The sequence below is a fragment of the uncultured Pontibacter sp. genome (assembly GCF_947495565.1).
Taxonomy (GTDB): Bacteria; Bacteroidota; Bacteroidia; order Cytophagales; family Hymenobacteraceae; genus Pontibacter.
The window spans coordinates 44,525-63,899 of sequence record NZ_CANLZM010000007.1 but is presented as its reverse complement, the minus strand read 5'-3'; the positions used below and the strand labels follow the sequence as shown (position 1 = coordinate 63,899).

Sequence of the window (19,375 nt, the reverse complement as noted above, 5' to 3'; positions counted from 1 at the left end):
AAAAGCCCGAAGCGTGAGCCCGGGCTTTTTAGTATGTAAGTATTAATTAGTCTTACTTGTTAGAGCCAGCATTAATCATGGCGCAACGGAAACCGATAGTGGCTGTTGAAGAATCCTGAGCCATAAAGCGGCGAGTACCCGGAGACAGCCAGTAAGCTACGTCTTTCCAAGAGCCTCCTTTGTAAACACGAACCTCGTCGCTTACAAGAGAGTGGTAACCTTCGCTAGAGTCATAGTTGGTAGACTCATCCAGGAAACCGTCGCGACGGAAAGGGTTCAGGTCTTCCACATCCTGGAAAGAAAGTGGACGGTACACATCCTGCACCCACTCGTTTACGTTGCCAGCCATGTTGTAAAGGCCGAAATCGTTTGGCGGATATGCATAGATGTAGTCAGTGATCATGGCGCCATCATTTAGTGAGCCAGCAATACCAGCATAGTCACCGCGGCCACGCTTGAAGTTGGCCATAAACTTGCCCATCTCTTTGCCATACGGGTTACGCACCTGGTGGCCGTCCCATGGATACAAGCGGCGGTTGTTCTGGTTTTCGTCTTCAGTGTACTGCGTGCCGATCATAGCTTGTGCAGCGTATTCCCACTCTGCCTCTGTTGGGAGACGGTAGTTTGGCAATACATAGCCAGATTCAATAGACGGTCTCTCCCCTTCTACAGCCTCCTCGTTACCACCACGGCCAAACAAGCCTCTTCTGCCGCCGCCGCCACTGGCCTGCTGGGCAAGAATGTTGTTAACTTTATTTGTGCGCCATACGCAGAAGTCGTTAGCCTGTAACCAGCTTACACCCACAACCGGGAAGAAGCGGAAACCTGGGTAACGCAGATAATAAGTTACGTATGGGTCGTTGAAGGAAAGCTGCTGAGACCAAACAGTTGTGTCTGGAAGAGCTGCTTGGTATACCTCCGGCAAAGAATCGCGTTTCAGGTCGTGCAGGTACTCTAACCAGTGAATATTAGCTACCTCCGTTTCGTCCATATAAAAAGAGGCTACTGTTACTGTGCGCTCCACGTTGTCACGCGTCATAGCGATATCCTCTTCCATAGAGCCAAGTACGGTACGGCCGCCTTCAATAAAGATAAGGCCGGGCCCCTGTGGGAACTCCGCATAATCGGCCACATCAAAAGCATCTTCTTCTTCGCCATACTCGGCGCCCGTAGCAGAGCTGTAACCGCCTGGGTTTGTGCTGGTTGGCTGGCCGCCCTTACCACAGGCAGTAAGCAACATGCCTCCCACAACCGCAGCCGATAAATACTTGATTAACTTCATAAAATAGTACCTAATTAAGAAAAGGTTCTTGTAACGTAGATTAATGTGCAATTATAAATAATATTAGAATGCCGGACAAACAATGCTTCTGTTAATTTTATTCTTTAAGCGGCTCCTAAACAAATTGTTAATATCAGCACGTTCAAAAACAAGCGAAACTTCGTTTGTGCCACCTACTTCCCTGCTCAGCCCAGCTAGGCCAACATCGTGGCTAAAACCGACTTTAATCAAACCTAACTCCAGCCCTGCTATAACTGACAAGGATTGGTCATGGTTAGTTCCACCGGTAACAGGTACTCCTTTATATATAAATCCTAACGTCAGGGGAGTATATTTAGTATATACACCTAAATCTAGTCTTTTAGAACTTTGCTGATGTATAAAAGTAACCGTAGGTGTAAAGCTTAGTTCAAATAGCTGCCCCTGCTCCTGGTAAGAGCGCGCGTAAAATTTATAGCCTGCTATAGCTGTAAACCGAAGCGGGAGTTCTGTTTCCTGGCCCAGCTCATAAGTGGGTTGGTTAAGATGTGCCGCTGTAAGCCCAACCCAAGCCTGATCAGAGTAGAGAAGGCCGCCAACAGTAAAGTCAATGTAAGTATTTGGGTCAAATTGGTTTACCTCTGCCGATCGTACTGCCACCATGCCGTTGTCGGAAAGCTGGTCACCAAAAACCAGGTTGTCGAAGTCCAGGCGCAGGGAAGCTATACTTGCCTGCAGGCCGGCAGACATGGCCCAATTGCTGCTGATGTTGGTATGGTAAGCGTACCCTATACTTCCTTGCCGTTTCTTCAGGCCGCCTACGCCGGCGCGGTCTTGCTGCAGCAGCAGGCTAATTGCACTTTTCGAATCAGGGAGGCGCAGGTCAGCGGCAAACGAGTTGGTAACGAAGGAGCCGTTAAGCGCGGGCCACTGCTTGCGGTGCGAAAGCCCTACGCTCCAGCTATAGTTGATGCCAGCAAAAGCGGGGTTCAGGTACAGGCGGTTTGCGTATTGCTGCGTGTGCTGCACATCCTGGGCCATGGCACTGCTTACCCAAAGTATGGATATGCACATCAGCAATGTTTTTTTTAACCCAGAACCCATACCTTGCAATTTAACTGTTACTGTTATTGTTAATTAGCTACAAATAGAACCGAAGTATAAAAACAGCACGGTTTTAGCTATAAATTCTATAGCTTAGCTATTACATCCGTAAAACACCAAAACTACTATAACTCATGAAAAAAGTAGCCATTGGCTTTTCTATCTTTCTGGCCCTGCTGCTTGTTGCAGCCGTTTTAGTGCCCGTTATCTTCAAGGATAAAATAAAACTGACGCTGGACCAGGAGATTGCCAAGAATATTAATGCACAGGTTCTATATGAAACAGATGACGTGAGCCTTTCGCTGTTGCGTGATTTCCCAAACCTGTCGCTTGGCGTGGAGAACCTTTCTGTTATAGGCAAAGACTCTTTCGCTACTGATACCCTGGCCCGTATTCCTTCCTTCCGGATGGGGCTTAACCTGTTCAGCGTTTTTGGTGATGAGCTGAAGGTAAACTCTATCACCCTGGATGAACCGGTTATACGCCTGCTGGTGCTCAAGAGCGGCAAAGCCAACTGGGACATCATGATAGAAGATACCGCAGCCACCACAGAAACCGATACCGTAGCCTCAGACTTCAATATGGCCATAAAAGGCTGGCAAGTTAACAACGGCACCATTTACTACGACGACCTGAGTATTCCGTTTGGCTTTGCGGCTTACAATATGCAGCACAGCGGCAGTGGCGATTTTGAGAAGGATGTATTTGACATGGAGTCGCAGACAACAGCTGAGCGCGTGGTGATGACCTATGATGGCGTGAACTACCTGGAAAATGCCCGCCTGAACGCCGACGTAACCATGGCAATGGACCTGAACCAGTCGCTTTATACTTTTAAGGATAACAACATCAGGGTAAATGAAATGCCGTTTAAGTTTGATGGTACTATCCTGATGCCAGCGGAAGCCATAGACTTCGACCTGACCTTCAACGCTACTGAAACTGATTTCCGGAATGTGCTGTCGGTGGTGCCGGGTATGTACTCTGAGCAGTTTGAGAACATCAAAACAGAAGGTAAGCTAAGCTTTGATGGCTACTTTAAAGGCCGCATGATAGACACACTGATGCCGGGTTATGGCGTGGATCTGAAAGTAATAGAAGGTATGTTTAAATACCCTGACCTGCCGGAAGCCGCCCGTAACATAAACGTTGATATGAGCGTGGCCAGCAAAGACGGAACGCCCCAGAACACTGACATTAACATCCGCCAGTTCCATATGGACTTAGGTAAAAACCCAATTGATGCCCGTGTGGTGATAAACGGCCTGGAGACGATGAAGGTGGACGGCAACGTAAAGGCCAACGTAGATCTGGCCGAACTTACTAAAGTATACCCTGTAGAAGGTATGACACTGCGCGGCTTACTGAAAGTAGATGCCGACGCAAAAGGCACCTACTCCGAAACAAGTATGCCGGTGATTGATGCCGACCTGAACCTGACCAACGGCTATATCAAATCTGCAGACTTTCCGGCGCCTATCCAGAACCTGAACATGGTGACGAATGTGCGCAACACCACCGGCAACACCGACGATACCCGTATCAACATAGAACGCTTTAACATGAGCCTAGATGGCGAACCACTGGAAGGCCAGATGCTGATTACAGGTATAGACAAGCCAGCGTTTGACGGCCGCATCAAAGGTATACTTGACTTGGCGAAGCTTACCAAGATCTTCCCGCAGGAAGGCATGACCGTATCCGGTCGTATTAATGCTGACGTGGCGGCTAAAGGTAAACTCAGTGATATTGAGGCTGAAAAGTATAATAACGTAACAGCTAACGGCACTATGGCTATCAGCAACCTTAGCTTTGTGAGCACTGATATGCCGCAGGGTATAAAAATCTCAAAAGCCAACGCCAACTTCAACAACGAGCGCGTTAACCTGCAGAACATGAGCGGGCAGTTAGGTAAAAGTGATTTTCAGGCAAGCGGAACAGTATCAAACTATATCGGCTATGCTTTGGCCGATAACCAGTCGCTGCGTGGCAATTTTAACCTAAGCTCTAATGTGTTTGATGTAAACGAGTGGATGGTAGACGAAGCCGGAGCCCCTACCGAAGAAACAGCAGAAGGTGTGGTGGAAGTGCCAGCTAATTTAGACCTGGCCCTGAATATAGATGCAAAGCAGGTGCTCTACTCTAACCTGAAGTTAAACAACGTAAGCGGCCAGGTGCAGGTGAAAGACCAGGTGGCTAGGCTGAATAAAGTTACTTTTAATACGTTGGGCGGTACTTTTGCAACCAGCGGTAGCTACAACACCCAAAACCTGCAGAAGCCCCTTTTCGACATGAAACTGGATATCCAGAACCTTGGTTTTAAAGAGGCTTTCAATGCTTTTAATACGGTGCAAACCTTTGCTCCTATCGCAAAGTTGCTGGAAGGAAAATTCTCTACCAACTTTGCCTTTGCCGGCGAGCTTGGTCAGGATATGATTCCGATTTTCCAGACGCTGGATGGCACAGGCGTAATCAACGTACTTCGTGCAGCAGTCCGTAACGTACCTATTGTGGAGAAAATCAGCAGCCTTACCCGCTTTGAGGAGCTACGTAGCTTTGTTATCGAAAACAAGAAAATTAATGCTCAAATTGTTGATGGTAAACTGGTGGTTCAGCCATTTGATTTAAAATTGGGCGATATCAATATGTCGGTAGGCGGCAGCACAGGAGCAGACGGCAATATCGATTACACAACCGCTCTTAATGTGCCGACCGGCAAAGTGGGGCAGCAACTTAGCTCTAGCTTGGCCGGCCTGCTGGGCAGTAACCAAAACCTGGTTAATACAGAGCGTGTTACCCTGAACCTGAACATAGGCGGCACTTATAATAACCCTCGTGTGGCCCTGGCTGGCGGCTCTGTAAAAGAGAAAGCAACCGATGTGGTAAAAAGCGTGGTGCAGGATAAGCTGGATAACGCCAAGCAGCAGGCAGAACAGCGTAAGCAGCAACTTCAGGACAGTGTAAATGCCGAACTTGCCCGCAAAAGACAGGAAGTAGAACGCAAGGCACAAGCTGAGTTAGAGAAAAAACGCCTCGAAGCAGAGCAGCAGATTAAGAAGCAGGCGACAGATAAAGTGGGCGGCTTTTTGAAGGGACTAACTAAACCGACTACACAGCCCGACACTACAAAAAAACAATAACAGCTTCAAAGTATAAATCTTTGCAACAGTAGAGATTTAGGATAAAACCAGCGGAGCAAGAGGTTTCTGCTGGTTTTATTTTTTTATAGCTGAATATAAGGTTGCAACTTTCATTCGTTATGGTGTGTGAAAGGAGCTTTTCTGAAAGCATAGTGTTCTATGCTAATGCAATTCTAATGATCAAAAAGAAATTATTTCTCCCTTTGCTGCTCAGCGGGCTTATTGGATTCAGCTCATGCGATAGCAACGACGATAACGGCACGGGCACTGCCCGTATGGAAGTACGTATGACCGACGCACCCGGCGATTATGAAGAGGTTAATATTGAGATTGAGTCGGTGCAGGTGCACAGAGAAGACAGTGATGCAGAAGAAGGCTGGGTTACGCTAGACGAGATTCATCCGGGGGTTTACAACCTGCTGGATTTTGCAAACGGCCGCGACACGCTTCTAGCTAGCGCAGAGTTACCTGTTGGCAGGATCTCTCAGATCAGGCTTATACTTGGGGATAATAACACCGTGAAATTGAAAAACGGTAGCGTTGTTAATTTGAAGACTCCAAGCGGCCAAACATCTGGCGTAAAACTACAGCTAAATGCTGACCTGCAGGATGACGTGACTTACATGGTGCTGCTTGACTTTGATGCCGCCAAATCAGTAGTAGCCAAAGGTAACGGGGGCTTCAACCTAAAACCTGTCATCCGTACAATTACCCAGGCCATTGCCGGCGGTATCAAAGGTTCGGTAACACCAGCTGAGTATAAGCCGGCCATTTATGTAATATCCGCAGCAAACGATACGATAGGCGGATACGCCAACGATAACGGCGATTTCTTGATTAAAGGCGTTCAGTCAGGTATTTACAGGGTAGAGTTTATTACGGAGTATGGTCAGCACAATGCCACCATCGAGAATGTAAGCATATCTCAGAACCAGATTAAGGATTTGGGCGTGGTAGAGCTGCCGCAGGAGTAAGCTTGATGCAAAAGATTTAATGGTAAAAGAAAAGGAGCTTCTCTATTCGGGAGGCTCCTTTTCTTTTATACTATCAACCACTTAAAAGAGTGGCAAGTTTATACTTTTCTCTAAAAATTCTTTGTCAAAGTTCTAGTACACCTGCCCCATCAGCTCGCGTACGTAAGTTACGTAGTCGGTATTAGGTGGTGTATGGCCATTTTTGCGTAGGTCGGTGGCAACCTGAGCGCGGTGATAGGTAGCGTGGTTAAACGCATGCGTCAGAATGTCTAATACACGGGTGCTATACTTGTGGCCCTGGCTGTTGGTATAGTCGATGAGGCGGTTGAATTCGGCTTCGTCGGCATTGTCTACCAACTCCTTTATCTTATAAGAAGCATAGTCGTGCAAATTTTTCAGCTCCTCCAGCGTGTGCTCCTGCCAAACTTTTACCGGGCTTTCGGTGCCGGTAATTCTGGCAACCCAGATAGCCTGTGCGTTTAGAGCGTGGCTCTGCAGGCGCAGTGAGTTAGCTGGCACTTCAGGCAGGCTGCTGAATACATCCAACATGGTTTTGTTGGCCCAAATGTTATATTCTGATAGGTTTTTCAGTACGTCGTTTCCGGTCATGGTAATTAACTTTCTCTTTTATCTTCCCAAACTATTGTTTCGTTTTGTCGCTGCTCCATAAAGTCGGTGCATCGGCCGTCTCCCTTCCCAGTTATGCCTCCGTCGGGCTCACACAGTAAGTTTCCGTCAGCGTCGAACAGCTGACTGGGCACATCGCAACAGCGGCCGGTGAGGTAGTATACTTCCTGCCCTAAGTAAGTATAACGGTAAATTTTAGCAGGTGGGTTGGCTGGTGCCTCTAGCTTTAGCTCCCCAATTAGTTTTGTGAGCCAGCTGGGGTTTTCATGCGTTGCCGTACCAGCTGAAGCGCCTCCCGGTTTACAGGAAGTAATGGCCATCGCGGCGGCAAAAGCTACAGCCCACAGGCTGCCTCTTAAAAATGTTCTGAGATGGTTTTTCCTCATCGGAGCGCAATTTATGGAATTTTACGGAAGCGGTGAATGTCGCGACATTGTTTTGTGCGGCAGATACTGTAGCAGGGTGTAGTAAACTTATGGTTAAAAGTCTAAAAGTATACTTCGGCAAACTCCAGAAAGTATGGCAGAAAAATAATAGTGCCTACTACAGCGGCTGTAACGGCTGCCATCAGTACAGCGCCAGCAGCCAGATCCTTGGCTTTGCCGGCTAAGGGGTTGTAGTGCGGCGACACCAGGTTTACCACTGTCTCTATAGCGGTGTTTATAATCTCTGCCGTTATAACAAACCCTATACTTGCCGCCAGTAAACACCACTCCGTTTTAGAAACGCCAAAGGTTGCCCCCAGCAGCAGCACTACTATTGCCGACAGTACGTGCAACCGCATGTGCGGCTCTGACCGGACGGCAGCATTTATCCCCCGGAAGGCAAACCGGAAGCTGTTGTAGCGTTTTTTAAAGTATGTGCGCAAGTATAAAACAGTTTATCAGCGAAGTATAAGAGCAGGAGTTTGTACGGATTATACTTATAATGTATGCAGCTGCCCTGTTTACGGCTGCTTCTCCGGCACAAAGTTAATGGAACTGGCATTAATGCAGTAGCGCACATTGGTTGGCGTTCGGGAGTCCTCGAAGAGGTGGCCGAGGTGCTGCTCGCACTGCAGGCAGAGCAGCTGAACCCGTTGCTGCCCATAGGTATCTAAAGAGCGATGCCGCACATGATCCGCCACCTGCGCCCAGAAACTCGGGAAGCCGGAGCCTACCTCAAACTTCTTGCTGGCTTCAAAAAGCAAATAACCGCAGGCAGAGCAAGTATAAACTCCCTCCTGCCCGCTTTCATTTACCTTGCCTCTGTGCTTAAACATGCTCCTGAAAAGCGGCTAAACCTTTTGTGCCTTATTTCTCCAGGTCATCCACTGCCACAAACTTCATCGACAACGAATTTACACAGTGGCGAATGTTTTTGGCCGTCAGGTACTCTCCCTCAAACACGTGGCCCAGGTGCGCGCCGCAGTTGGCGCAAACAATTTCTATACGGCGTCCGTCTGCGTCCGGCACGCGTTTTACCGCTCCGGTTATCTCGTCGTCAAAGCTTGGCCAGCCGCAGTGCGACTCAAATTTATATTCTGAGGTATAAAGCGGCGCGTTGCAGCGCTTGCAAAGGTACACGCCCTCTGCTTTGTTGTGCTCATACTCTCCTGTGCCCGGGTACTCAGTGCCCTTGTGCTCGATAATGCGCTCTTCTTCCGGGGTAAGCTTGTTGTACTCAGAGGGGGCTTTCGCTATTTTCATAGGTTTATACTTTGTGTTGATGCTTTTATACGTGTGGTTTTAGGAACAGCGAAAGCGCAGGTAAAGTTTTAGGAAATCTATGGTTGGGTTAGCTGCTTGCTCTGCCGGGGTGGTAGTTTATTGAGAAGTAGAGTAGCAAGAAATACAAAGTTGCGAGATGTTTAGATTTGTGGGGTGAATGAATCTATGAATTTTCTGCTGAATTTCTACAGGAATTTATATATTAGATAAATGATTTATTCTATCCTACTTCTATGAAAACACCTTCCGTACAATTAAGAACTATTTATACTTTTTTTCTAGCATCTGCAGCTTTTGTGCTCACTTCCTATAAAACGCTTGCGCAAGAGTATCCAGCGGGCAATTGGGCCGGAGAGTTAAACTTTGGAGGAGCTACATCGCACATAAGTATCTTCAGTTTCAGTACAGACGGATCTAAGGGTAAAGTGCTTGTATCAATGCCTTCTTCGGGGATGCATGATTTGCAGGCGGGGCGAGTAGAAATGGAGGGAGATAGCCTATGGGTGAGTTTCCGGGATCACATGATGAGCTATACGTATGCTGGTCTATATCGCAAACGTGATGAGGAGATTACGGGTACATTGGCTGTGGCGGCGGCAGGTATAAAAGTACCTCTGGTACTTAAGCCTGAAAGTATAAACAATATTCGCCCGAACCGGCCACAAACACCACAGGCTCCTTTTCCCTATACTGTTTTGCCTACAGCGTTCTCGGGAGGAGATGAGAGCATAACTATTAGCGGCACCATTACTGCTCCCAAAGGTAAGAAGGAGGTTCCCGGGGTAGTGCTGATCTCCGGCTCCGGCCCGCATAACCGAGATGGGGAACAGTTCTTCCATAAAACGTTTCTGGTGCTAGCCGATGAGCTTACAAAGCGAGGCTTTGCCGTGCTCCGCTACGATGAACGTGGGGTTGGAGAATCGTCAGGTAAGTACACCGGTAACTTTACCGAAGACTTTGCACGGGATGCCGACGCCGCAGTTAAAGCTTTGAGGGCTGATAAAAGGATAAAAGTAAAAGATGTCTATGTCATCGGGCACAGCGAAGGAACATTGATGGCACAGATAGTGGCGGCGCAGGATTCATCGGTAGCAGGTGTTGTACTTTTGGCTGCAGCCGGACTACCAGGCCCAGAGTTTAACAAAGCTCAGGATCTCGCGCTGCTAAAGGCCAGAGGGAAGTCAGAAGAGAGTCAGGAGACACAGATCATGTTCAAGACTTATGATATTGTAGCGGCCTCGGCAGACAGTATCACAGCAGTAGCAAACCTGCATACATGGTTTAATGAAGCTGAAGTAGATCCGCAGTACAGAGCGATGTTCATTGCACCCGTCATGAATCCCTGGCGTTTCCACTCGCTGCACTTCGACCCCACGCCCTATCAGCATAAAATTAAAGCCCCTGTGCTGGCTATCACAGGAGAGAATGACTTGCAAACTCCCGCAAAACCAAACTTTGCAGCCTTAAAAGCAGGATTACTTGCAGGTGGCAATAATAACTTTACAGGAGTAATACTTCCAGAGCTTAATCATTTTATGCAAAATTCAATTACCGGCGCTTATGATGAACCTTATACTTTAGAAGAAACATTTTCGACGGAGACATTGAAAACTATTGGTGATTGGCTTGAGAAACAAAGTATGGACCGTGCAGACGCAAAGGCTAGCAAAGCGTCAAAAACGAAATAAAACCAAAAAAGCAGCCCCTTACGGAGCTGCTTTTCCTTTATCTGTTAAAGTATAAAACTTACTTCTTCAGGCTGCCGATCATATCCTCTGGGCGTACCCACTCGTCGTACTGCTCGTTGGTGAGCAGGCCAAGCTCAATAGCTGCCTGGCGAAGGGTGGTTCCTTCTTTATGCGCCTTTTTCGCGATTTTAGCTGCGTTGTCGTAGCCAATGTGCGGGTTCAGGGCCGTTACCAGCATCAGTGAGTTCTCCAGGTTTTCTTTGATGCGGGCCGTGTTTGGCTCAATACCTACAGCGCAGTGCTTGTCAAAAGAATCACAGGCGTCGCCGATTAGCTGGGCGCTCATCAGCAGGTTGTAAATCATTACCGGCTTAAACACATTCAGCTCAAAATGGCCGTTCATGCCCCCTACCGAGATAGCTACGTCGTTGCCGATTACCTGCGCACAAACCATTGTCATCGCCTCAGCCTGCGTTGGGTTTACTTTACCCGGCATGATAGAAGAGCCCGGCTCATTTTCAGGGATCAGGATTTCCGCAATACCAGAGCGAGGGCCGGAAGCCAGCAAACGAATATCGTTGGCAATCTTCATCAGGCTTACTGCCAGCTGCTTCAGGGCGCCTGAGGTTTCTACCATGGCATCGTGTGCGGCAAGCGCCTCAAATTTATTAGGGGCCGTGCGGAACTCATGTCCAGCGTACTGAGAGATTTTATCAGCCACAAGCTCTGCGTAACCTTCCGGTGTGTTCAGGCCTGTACCTACTGCAGAACCTCCCAGTGCTAAATCTTTCAGGTGGTCCAGCGTATTGTTCAGCGCCTTCATGCCGTACTCCAGCTGCTTCACGTAGCCAGAAAGCTCCTGGCCAAGCGTCAGCGGTGTAGCGTCCATCAGGTGCGTGCGGCCGATCTTCACCACATCCATAAACTCCTCTGATTTCGCCTTCAGCGTGTCGTGCAGTTTCTTCACCATTGGCAGCGTGTGCTCCACCACTTTCTTGTAAGCGGCAATGTGCATGGCTGTCGGGAAGGTATCGTTAGATGACTGCGACTTGTTTACGTCGTCGTTCGGGTGGATCTGCTTTTTCTCGTCAGATAACTGGCCGCCTAATAGCACGTGCGCACGGTTGGCAACCACTTCGTTCACGTTCATGTTAGACTGCGTACCTGAGCCGGTCTGCCATACTACCAGCGGAAACTCGTCGTTCAGTTTGCCTTCCAAAATCTCATCGCATACTTTAGAGATGATATCAGCTTTATCCTGTGCCAAAACACCCAGCTGCGCGTTAGCCTGCGCGGCAGATTTCTTAAGTATAGCAAAAGCTTCGATTACCTCCTGCGGCATGCGCTGGCCACCGATAGTAAAGTTTTCTCTTGAACGCTGTGTCTGCGCGCCCCAGTATTTGTCTGCAGGCACCTCAATTGGGCCCATCGTGTCTTTCTCTACGCGAACTTGCATATGGTTTATACTTAGGTTTAACGGTTCAGTTTGTCTGCAGCAAAACTACAAAAAAAATATACTTACGTACAGCGTTATACTTGAGGTTTAGCTTAAAGTATAGCAGCCATTACCTGAGTACCCGGTGCCCCGACTTCTCCGACAGCAACGCGATCATCTCCAGTTGCACCGGCTTCAGGTAAGTGGTGTTCAGGTTGGTTTGGTCTTTAAAGGAAATCAGGTACTCGCCCTCCGCACCCAGGTAATGTATACTTTCTATTTCTTCCATGGTATAAGAGCGGTTCTCCAGCAGCAGGTTAGTTACCTCAATATTAGTTTCGCTAATATCAACGTGCCAGCGCATACTGTACCAGGCCACCACCCCCGACACCAGCAGCATCACCGCCAGCAGTAAGTTATAAATGCGGTTTGAGTTATGGCCTTCCAGGCGGGCCAAATAGGTTTTATACATTTCGTAATCGTGGCCCAGCAGCGCGCCTTGCGCAAGACGCAGCGGTAGAATGGCTAGTGTTAAGCCCAGCAGCAACCCCGGTGCAAAAAGCGCCCTAAAATTAGGCGTAAGCACGTGCAGGTGCTCTTTGGAGGCATGGATAATGCTTGATAGCATGGCCAGCACACCCGAGCAGAACACGGCCAGAACAGTGGCGAAAACAAAATAAGCTATCGTCAGCTTCAGGTCCTGTTTCTGCATGTATTTCACCTCTACGGCTGTCATGGCTTCCACGTGCGGGGACGGCGAAAGGCGGCGCAGTGCGTAACGAACAATCGGCAGCAGCACGGCTACAGCAAAAAAGGCAATCAGTAAGCTTTTAAGTATCTCCAGCATAGGGTAAGCAATTATGCCTCAAAGTTAATACGGTATCTCCAATTTCCGATAGATAAAACCTAGTAACCAGGCTGGCCCAACAAGCAGGTACGCCAGATCCTTCAGACGGAAAGGTTTTGCTCTCTACCTTATACCCGTAAAGCTGCCCGTCCTATACTTCTGCAAATATAGAATGGCATTTAGCAGAACGCAGATGTTATACATAAGCTTGTTTGTATGGTGCTGCTGTTGGATATCTCCGTAAGAATCAAGCCAATGCTGCATCGTTCTTATAAATTTTACTTTAGTTTAAGCTGAATATAACAATTGTAAAACCTGATATGTGTATTTTGTGTCAATAGTATAATGTTGGTTTTTAGGTATTTGGCATTACAAAGCAGCTTTTTATAAACCACCTTGTCTGTTTCACAGTTAACTATCGGTACAAAAGCGGCAAGTATAACTTTACTGCTAAATTTTGCCTTAATGAAGTTTTGCTTTTGAATAAAGTATAAATGCCTTTTACTGCGAGCTAATGAACTAATTGTGTTGGCAGATGGCTTTGTTTTATTTACATTTGAAGAAGGATATACTGTTTTGGTTAGGTTTTGCAGAGATCAACTCGCTAACCACCTGCCGGTACTAACTAACAACACATGAAACTTGCCAAGCTGGCTTCTTTTATAAGAGATTATTTTATCGCGATTTTCTCTTTCCTGCTTATTTTCTTGCTTACCCTCTTTATTTATTCTGAAACTAAAAAGAAAGCAGAGGAAAGGAGCGCCAAATTATTCTCTATGCGCACGCAGCAGGTTACAGAAGCGATAGACAAGCGCATGCGCGATTATATCCAGATTCTGGCCGGAGGCAAAGCCATGTTCATTGCCTCTGACACGGTAACTCGCCGCGACTGGAATAGCTACTATAAAACCCTGAAGCTGGAAGAGAGCTACCCTGGCCTTCAAGGCTTCGGCTACACACATGTGGTGCGGCCAAACCAGGTGAAGCAGCACGTGCAGCAGATCAGAAATGAGGGCTTTACAGACTACAGCATAACCCCGGCAGGCAAAAGGAGCATTTATACCGCAATTATTTACCTGGAGCCTTTTACTGGCCGCAATCTTCGCGCCTTCGGGTATGATATGTTCAGTGACTCGGTGCGGCAGTCGGCTATGCGCATTGCCCGCGATACCAGGCAGCCTACGCTGTCGGGTAAGCTGCGGCTTGTGCAGGAGACTGGTCAGGACGAACAGTCCGGCTTTCTGATATACTTGCCTATATATTATAACAACGCAGAGCCAGAGTCCATCAAGGAGCGGCAGCGGCTTATAAAAGGCTTTGTGTACAGCCCCTTCCGGGCCAAGGACCTTATGCGGGCCGTTCTCACAAAAGATTTCAATGACATTGATATAGAGGTGTACGACGGTGCTGAGCCATCAGCGGACAACCTGCTCTTTAGTACCAGCCCTACACCCTTCTACGGCAGTGGCAAGAGGGAGCACAGTAACCTAAGCACCATTACGGTTGGCAACCATACCTGGCGCTTGTATGTTTCGGCAAAAGATACCTTCGGCAAATCAGCCGATTCGGAGCTACCATACTTTATACTTACGGGCGGCTTAATTATAGGTCTGCTCATGTTCTTTATCATTTGGTCGCTCTCTAACACACGCCGTTCTAACCGCCTGAAGCAAACCATTACCGATAATGCCACAGCAGCACTTTTTATACTAGACTCCAAAGGCTATTGTACATTTATGAATCCGGCTGCCGAAGCCATGACCGGTTATACGCTTGAGGAAATGCAGAAGAAAACACTGCATGAAATGGTGCATCACAAGCACCTGGACGGCTCTGCCTTTCCGGCCGATAAATGCCCGATGCAAATAGCCATATCCACCACAAAACCGCTGCGCGGCTATGAAGATATGTTTATCCGGAAAGACGGCAGCTTTTTTAACGTATCCTGCACGGTGCAGCCAATAGAAGAAAGCGGCAGCGAGAGCTATGCTATTATTGAGGTACGCGATATCACTGATGAGAGGCAGGCACAGCAGGCGATCATCGAGAGTGAGGCCCGTTTCCGTACCATGGCCGACAATGCACCCGTGATGATCAAAATCACAGATGATGCCACCAACTTCATGTACGTAAACAAGCAGTGGCTTGATTTTACAGGTATCAACTTTGAAGATACCATTAACATGAGCTGGAAAGAAGTGGTGCACCCGGATGATATAGAGAGGAAAGAAAAGTTAACGAAACAAGCGATCAGTGAGCATAGCGCCTTTAGAGTAGAGTTTAGAATGCGCCGCTTCGATGGGGAGTACCGTTGGGTGGTAGCTACCAATACGCCGCGCTTCGGGGCTAACGACGATTTTCAGGGTTTTATCGGTTCTGTGATTGATATAACAGAGATAAAGGATGCAGAGCGTAAAGTAAAGCAGAACGCCGAATTACTGCAGAAGCTGTTTCTGGAAGTGCCTGCAGTGGTAGGCTTGGTCCGCTATCCTGATTACCAGTACGTGCTGGCAAACCCGCAGTACCGTAAGCTGTATGGCAACCGCCCGTTGGTAGGGAAAACAGTGTACGAGGCCCACTCAGAGGAAGAAGGTCGCGGCTTCTTTAAACGCCTGGAGAAGGTTTTTGAGACAGGCGAACCTTTTGTGGGCAACGAGGTCCCTACAGCCATAGAACTAGACAAAGACGGGGAGATTGTGCACGGGTACTTCAACCTGGTATACCAGCCTTTAATAGATGCGAATGGGAAAATTGAGGCAGTGCTGCTGTTTGCCGTAGAGGTGACGGAACTGGTAAACGCCCGGAAAGCACTCTTGATAACCAACGATGAGCTGAGCGGCAAAAACAATGAGCTGCTGCGCATTAACAACGACCTCGACAGCTTTGTATACACCGCCTCCCACGACCTTAAATCTCCCATCGCTAATATGGAAGGTTTGGCAACGCTGCTGCGCGATATCCTGCAGGGTAAGTTGGAGGAGGAAGACATGAAGGTGCTGGACATGGTGCAGCACTCCATCAACAAACTTAAAGGCACCATTGCTGACTTGGCGGAGATCACCAAGGTGCAGAAAGAGCTGCAGTCGTCTTTAGAGCCGCTCTCGTTCAATAGCATGCTTCAGGATATACTCTTAGACCTTGATGTTGCCATAAACGAGGCGGAAGCAACAGTAACGATAGATTTGCAGGTAGAAAACATTATCTATGCTCGTAAAAACCTACGCAGCATCATCTATAACCTGGTTAGCAACGCCGTCAAGTATAAAGCTCCGGACCGTAAGCCTGAAGTTAGCTTAAAAACTTACGAAGAGGATCAGTATGTGGTGCTGGAGGTGCAGGATAACGGTTTGGGAATCAAAAAGGAGCAGCAGCATAAGCTGTTTACAATGTTTAAGCGCCTGCACACGCACGTGGAGGGTACAGGTATCGGTCTGTACATCATAAAGCGTATTATCGAGAACAACGGAGGCAAGATAGAGGTAAGCAGCAAACTCGGAAAGGGCACTACTTTTAAAGTATACTTTCAGCAACTGCCGGTAGAGCAGGCGGTGTAGATTCCGGGAGAAGCATACAAAGTATGGTTAGCCAGAATCATACTTTGCATCAGGTAAAAATAACGGTGCTGTAAGTATAAAATTTGATCCTTCTGCTCCTGAAATTTGTTCTGATTAGCTGTATAACTTCAGCCAGAACCTGATCAACAAAACATCACGAACGACATTAATGGCTAAGATAAAAACATCCTACTTCTGCCAGAACTGCGGCGCGCAATCTGCCAAATGGATTGGCAAGTGCCCGGCATGCGGCGAGTGGAACACTTATGTAGAGGAGGTAGTGCAGCGCGAGGAGGTTACCCCTACCACCGCCTGGAAAGTAGGCAGCAGCACAGCGCAAGTTGCCAACAAGCCCAAACCCATTGCCGACATCAGCTACCAGGAGCAGCAGCGCATCGTAACCCAGGACCAGGAGCTGAACCGCGTACTTGGCGGCGGCATTGTGCCGGGCTCTATGGTGCTAATCGGCGGGGAGCCGGGCATAGGTAAAAGTACGCTGATGCTGCAAATTGCTCTGAGTCTGCGCGGCCTTAAAGTGCTGTACGTAAGCGGTGAGGAAAGCGAGCAGCAGATAAAAATGCGTGCCGAGCGCCTCGCAGCTCAAACCTCCGATTGCTTTATACTTACAGAAACCGGCACACAGAACATCTTTAAGCAAATAGAGTTGGTGCGGCCGCAGGTGCTCATCATCGACTCTATCCAAACGCTGCATTCCTCTTTTATCGAGGCGGGCGCGGGTAGCGTGAGCCAGGTGCGCGAGTGTACGGCGGAGTTGCTGAAGTTCGCCAAAGAGAGCGGTACGCCGGTATTTCTGATAGGCCATATTACTAAAGAGGGAAACCTGGCCGGGCCAAAGATTCTGGAACACATGGTAGATACGGTGCTTACTTTCGAAGGCGACCGCCACATGACCTACCGCATTTTGCGCACCACCAAAAACCGCTTCGGCTCTACCTCCGAGTTAGGGATTTACGAAATGATGGGCTCTGGGCTGCGTGAGGTCAGCAACCCGTCTGAGATTTTGATTACGCAGCGCGAGGATGCGTTTAGCGGCATTTCCATTGGAGCTACGCTGGAGGGTAACCGCCCGCTGCTGATTGAGGTGCAGAGCCTGGTTAGCCCCGCTACCTATGGCACGCCACAGCGCTCCAGCACCGGCTTTGATGCCAAGCGCCTGAACATGCTGCTGGCCGTGCTGGAAAAACGCGGTGGCTACCGCCTGGGTGCTCAAGACGTGTTCCTGAACATTGCCGGCGGCCTGAAAGTCGAGGATCCAGCGCTGGATCTGGCAATTTGTGCCTCCATACTTTCGTCTTTCGAGGATATTTCAATTCCGAACACGGCCTGCTTTGCTGCCGAGGTTGGCTTGGGTGGCGAGGTGCGTGCCGTAAACCGCGTGGAGAACCGCATTACGGAGGCCGAAAAGCTGGGCTTCACCGATATTTACATCTCAAAGTATAATAAAAAAGGCGTTGACCTGAGCAAGTTCTCTATCAACATACATGCCTATGGTCGTTTAGAAGAGGTCTTCTCAAGCTTGTTTGGGTAAGCCTTTCTTAATGCTCATCTAGTATAGCTCATACTTGGCCCGGCTCTCAGCAGAGAGTCGGGCTTTTTTGTGTCGCTGCCATAAAGGTATAACCGGAGGTATGGTGCCTAAATAACCGTTGTTTGTTTTGCTGCGTACTTAAATCCTACACCTCTGCAAGCTACAGAGGCGGCAAACGTTATTTAGAAATTTAGAAGTAACAGATACTCTACTTTTTAACCCCAAAAAATATGGCATTAATTAATAAGAATGACATTGAGAAGCTGCTAAATGTGCAGAACAATACGCAAAATGCACTGTGTATTTCTCTCTATATACCTACGCACCGTGCTGGCCACGAAACACTTAACGGCCAGGACCACATCCTTTTCAAAAACAAACTGAAAGAAACCCGAGCGCTGCTGCAAAGGCATGATGTGCCTGACGCAGAGATTGAGCAGTACCTGAAGCCTGCCGAAGACCTCCTGAACGACAACGGCTTCTGGCGCCACCAGGCAGAAGGTTTGGCTGTGTTTATTACCAAAGGCTTCTCAGCGCATTATACCCTGCCTATTACAATGCCTGATGTAGTATATGTGCTGGACCAGTTTTACCTGACCCCAATGCTGCCGATTTTGAGCCAGAACGGCCGGTTCTTCATCTTGAGTCTGTACCGTGAGAAGGTGGCGTTTTACGAGGCTACCATAGAGAAAATCAGGCCGATCGATATCAGTTCTTTTGTGCCGGAAACCATGAGCAAAGCGCTGAAGTTTGATGTGAAAGGTAATGATCAGGATTTCACAAACTCTACCACCACTGTAAACGGCTCTAACATAGTACACGGCCCAGGCAGCACGAAAGGCGATGAAGAGCACGAGCGCGTGCGCGAGTTTATGCTGGAGATAGACAACAGCCTACAGAAGATACTGCACGATGCCACAGAGCCGCTGGTGCTGGCCGGTGTGGATCATTATTGTGGCATCTACCGCAACATAAGCAAGTATAAAAACGTCGTGCCGCAGAACATCAACATCAACGAAAACAGCGATGTGGCTGACATGAATACAATGCATGAGAAGGCGCTGGGCGTTGTAAAACCTATGATGCAGCAGGGCCATAACGACTCGCTGTCACGCTACCAAAATGTGGCTGGCACAGGCGTTACCTCAGAAGATATCGCTACGGTGGCGGCAGAGGCTGTACACGGCCGTATAGATACACTGTTTATTACGCCAAGCAAGCCGGTATGGGGCGTTTATGACTCTAAAAGCGCCACTGCCGAGATACATAACGAGTACATGCGCGGTGATGACGACCTCATCAATCTGGCGGCAATTAAAACATTGGCGCAGGGCGGTAAAGTGTTTGTTAGCAACTACAACGGCCTTGCAGAGGCTACTGAGGGAGGTGCCAGCGTGAAAGCGCTCTTCAGATACTAAACCGTCGCTTTTTTGGCCGTTAGCGGCAGAAAGTATAAATTAGTGGGGCAGCCAGAGCGGCTGCCCCTT

The 19,375-nt window shown here is 48.4% G+C and carries 15 protein-coding genes; 6 read left to right on the top strand and 9 right to left on the bottom strand.

What is annotated here, in order from left to right:
- Positions 1-52: 52 nt before the first annotated feature.
- A complete protein-coding gene (gldJ, locus tag Q1B04_RS10445; RefSeq protein ID WP_299758756.1) occupies positions 53-1,282 on the bottom strand; it encodes a gliding motility lipoprotein GldJ in 1,230 nt (409 codons plus the stop codon).
- 63 nt (positions 1,283-1,345) lie between these two features.
- Entirely contained in the window at positions 1,346-2,365 is a 1,020-nt protein-coding gene (locus Q1B04_RS10440) for a PorP/SprF family type IX secretion system membrane protein (RefSeq protein WP_299758755.1), read from the bottom strand.
- Positions 2,366-2,499: 134 nt separating this feature from the next.
- On the opposite strand from Q1B04_RS10440, the gene Q1B04_RS10435 reads away from it, so the two are divergent.
- Entirely contained in the window at positions 2,500-5,505 is a 3,006-nt protein-coding gene (locus tag Q1B04_RS10435; protein ID WP_299758754.1) for an AsmA-like C-terminal region-containing protein, read from the top strand.
- Positions 5,506-5,681: 176 nt separating this feature from the next.
- On the top strand, positions 5,682-6,479 hold the full coding sequence (locus Q1B04_RS10430; protein WP_299758753.1) for a DUF4382 domain-containing protein: 798 nt from the start codon (positions 5,682-5,684) through the stop codon (positions 6,477-6,479).
- Positions 6,480-6,611: 132 nt separating this feature from the next.
- Here Q1B04_RS10430 and Q1B04_RS10425 read toward each other — a convergent pair whose 3' ends face one another.
- From Q1B04_RS10425 to Q1B04_RS10405, 5 genes are all read right to left on the bottom strand, one after another.
- The gene (locus Q1B04_RS10425; protein WP_299758752.1) at positions 6,612-7,088 is read right to left on the bottom strand and encodes a DinB family protein; all 477 of its coding nucleotides are present in this window, start codon (positions 7,086-7,088) and stop codon (positions 6,612-6,614) included.
- 5 nt (positions 7,089-7,093) lie between these two features.
- Positions 7,094-7,492, bottom strand: coding sequence for a hypothetical protein (locus Q1B04_RS10420; protein ID WP_299758751.1), 399 nt, complete (start codon positions 7,490-7,492; stop codon positions 7,094-7,096).
- Between the two features lie 101 nt (positions 7,493-7,593).
- Positions 7,594-7,974 carry a diacylglycerol kinase family protein gene (locus Q1B04_RS10415; RefSeq protein ID WP_299758750.1) on the bottom strand — a complete coding sequence of 127 codons (381 nt, stop codon included), beginning with the start codon at positions 7,972-7,974 and terminating at the stop codon, positions 7,594-7,596.
- Positions 7,975-8,052: 78 nt separating this feature from the next.
- Positions 8,053-8,367 carry a peptide-methionine (R)-S-oxide reductase gene (locus Q1B04_RS10410; protein WP_299758749.1) on the bottom strand — a complete coding sequence of 105 codons (315 nt, stop codon included), beginning with the start codon at positions 8,365-8,367 and terminating at the stop codon, positions 8,053-8,055.
- A 31-nt stretch (positions 8,368-8,398) separates the two neighbouring features.
- Positions 8,399-8,794: a methionine-R-sulfoxide reductase gene (locus tag Q1B04_RS10405; RefSeq protein ID WP_299758748.1), complete on the bottom strand. Its 396-nt coding sequence runs from the start codon at positions 8,792-8,794 to the stop codon at positions 8,399-8,401.
- A gap of 254 nt (positions 8,795-9,048) precedes the next feature.
- Between Q1B04_RS10405 and Q1B04_RS10400 the strand changes: the two genes are divergently transcribed.
- The gene (locus Q1B04_RS10400; protein WP_299758747.1) at positions 9,049-10,503 is read left to right on the top strand and encodes an alpha/beta fold hydrolase; all 1,455 of its coding nucleotides are present in this window, start codon (positions 9,049-9,051) and stop codon (positions 10,501-10,503) included.
- Between the two features lie 58 nt (positions 10,504-10,561).
- Here the strand turns inward: Q1B04_RS10400 and fumC are convergent, their stop codons facing one another.
- Positions 10,562-11,959, bottom strand: coding sequence for a class II fumarate hydratase (gene fumC / locus Q1B04_RS10395; RefSeq protein ID WP_299758746.1), 1,398 nt, complete (start codon positions 11,957-11,959; stop codon positions 10,562-10,564).
- A 109-nt stretch (positions 11,960-12,068) separates the two neighbouring features.
- Complete coding sequence (locus Q1B04_RS10390; RefSeq protein WP_299758745.1) at positions 12,069-12,785, bottom strand: hypothetical protein; 717 nt, start codon at positions 12,783-12,785, stop codon at positions 12,069-12,071.
- A 635-nt stretch (positions 12,786-13,420) separates the two neighbouring features.
- Here Q1B04_RS10390 and Q1B04_RS10385 point away from each other — a divergent pair.
- The 3 genes from Q1B04_RS10385 to Q1B04_RS10375 all read left to right on the top strand — a co-directional run bounded on the left by Q1B04_RS10385 (position 13,421) and on the right by Q1B04_RS10375 (position 19,306).
- Positions 13,421-16,339, top strand: a complete 2,919-nt coding sequence (locus Q1B04_RS10385; protein WP_299758744.1) for a CHASE domain-containing protein — start codon at positions 13,421-13,423, stop codon at positions 16,337-16,339.
- 169 nt (positions 16,340-16,508) lie between these two features.
- Positions 16,509-17,888 (top strand): DNA repair protein RadA, encoded by a 1,380-nt coding sequence (gene radA / locus Q1B04_RS10380; protein ID WP_299758743.1) that lies wholly within the window; start codon positions 16,509-16,511, stop codon positions 17,886-17,888.
- A gap of 230 nt (positions 17,889-18,118) precedes the next feature.
- Positions 18,119-19,306: a hypothetical protein gene (locus tag Q1B04_RS10375; protein ID WP_299758742.1), complete on the top strand. Its 1,188-nt coding sequence runs from the start codon at positions 18,119-18,121 to the stop codon at positions 19,304-19,306.
- The last annotated feature ends 69 nt before the right edge of the window (positions 19,307-19,375 follow it).

Excerpts from the sequence above, each read along its gene's own strand:
- gldJ (WP_299758756.1), bottom strand. The coding sequence starts at position 1,282 with ATGAAGTTAATCAAGTATTTATCGGCTGCGGTTGTGGGAGGCATGTTG.
- Q1B04_RS10440 (WP_299758755.1), bottom strand. The coding sequence starts at position 2,365 with ATGGGTTCTGGGTTAAAAAAAACATTGCTGATGTGCATATCCATACTT.
- Q1B04_RS10435 (WP_299758754.1), top strand. The coding sequence starts at position 2,500 with ATGAAAAAAGTAGCCATTGGCTTTTCTATCTTTCTGGCCCTGCTGCTT.
- Q1B04_RS10430 (WP_299758753.1), top strand. The coding sequence starts at position 5,682 with ATGATCAAAAAGAAATTATTTCTCCCTTTGCTGCTCAGCGGGCTTATT.
- Q1B04_RS10425 (WP_299758752.1), bottom strand. The coding sequence starts at position 7,088 with ATGACCGGAAACGACGTACTGAAAAACCTATCAGAATATAACATTTGG.
- Q1B04_RS10420 (WP_299758751.1), bottom strand. The coding sequence starts at position 7,492 with ATGAGGAAAAACCATCTCAGAACATTTTTAAGAGGCAGCCTGTGGGCT.
- Q1B04_RS10410 (WP_299758749.1), bottom strand. The coding sequence starts at position 8,367 with ATGTTTAAGCACAGAGGCAAGGTAAATGAAAGCGGGCAGGAGGGAGTT.
- Q1B04_RS10405 (WP_299758748.1), bottom strand. The coding sequence starts at position 8,794 with ATGAAAATAGCGAAAGCCCCCTCTGAGTACAACAAGCTTACCCCGGAA.
- Q1B04_RS10400 (WP_299758747.1), top strand. The coding sequence starts at position 9,049 with ATGAAAACACCTTCCGTACAATTAAGAACTATTTATACTTTTTTTCTA.
- fumC (WP_299758746.1), bottom strand. The coding sequence starts at position 11,959 with ATGCAAGTTCGCGTAGAGAAAGACACGATGGGCCCAATTGAGGTGCCT.
- Q1B04_RS10390 (WP_299758745.1), bottom strand. The coding sequence starts at position 12,785 with ATGCTGGAGATACTTAAAAGCTTACTGATTGCCTTTTTTGCTGTAGCC.
- Q1B04_RS10385 (WP_299758744.1), top strand. The coding sequence starts at position 13,421 with ATGAAACTTGCCAAGCTGGCTTCTTTTATAAGAGATTATTTTATCGCG.
- radA (WP_299758743.1), top strand. The coding sequence starts at position 16,509 with ATGGCTAAGATAAAAACATCCTACTTCTGCCAGAACTGCGGCGCGCAA.
- Q1B04_RS10375 (WP_299758742.1), top strand. The coding sequence starts at position 18,119 with ATGGCATTAATTAATAAGAATGACATTGAGAAGCTGCTAAATGTGCAG.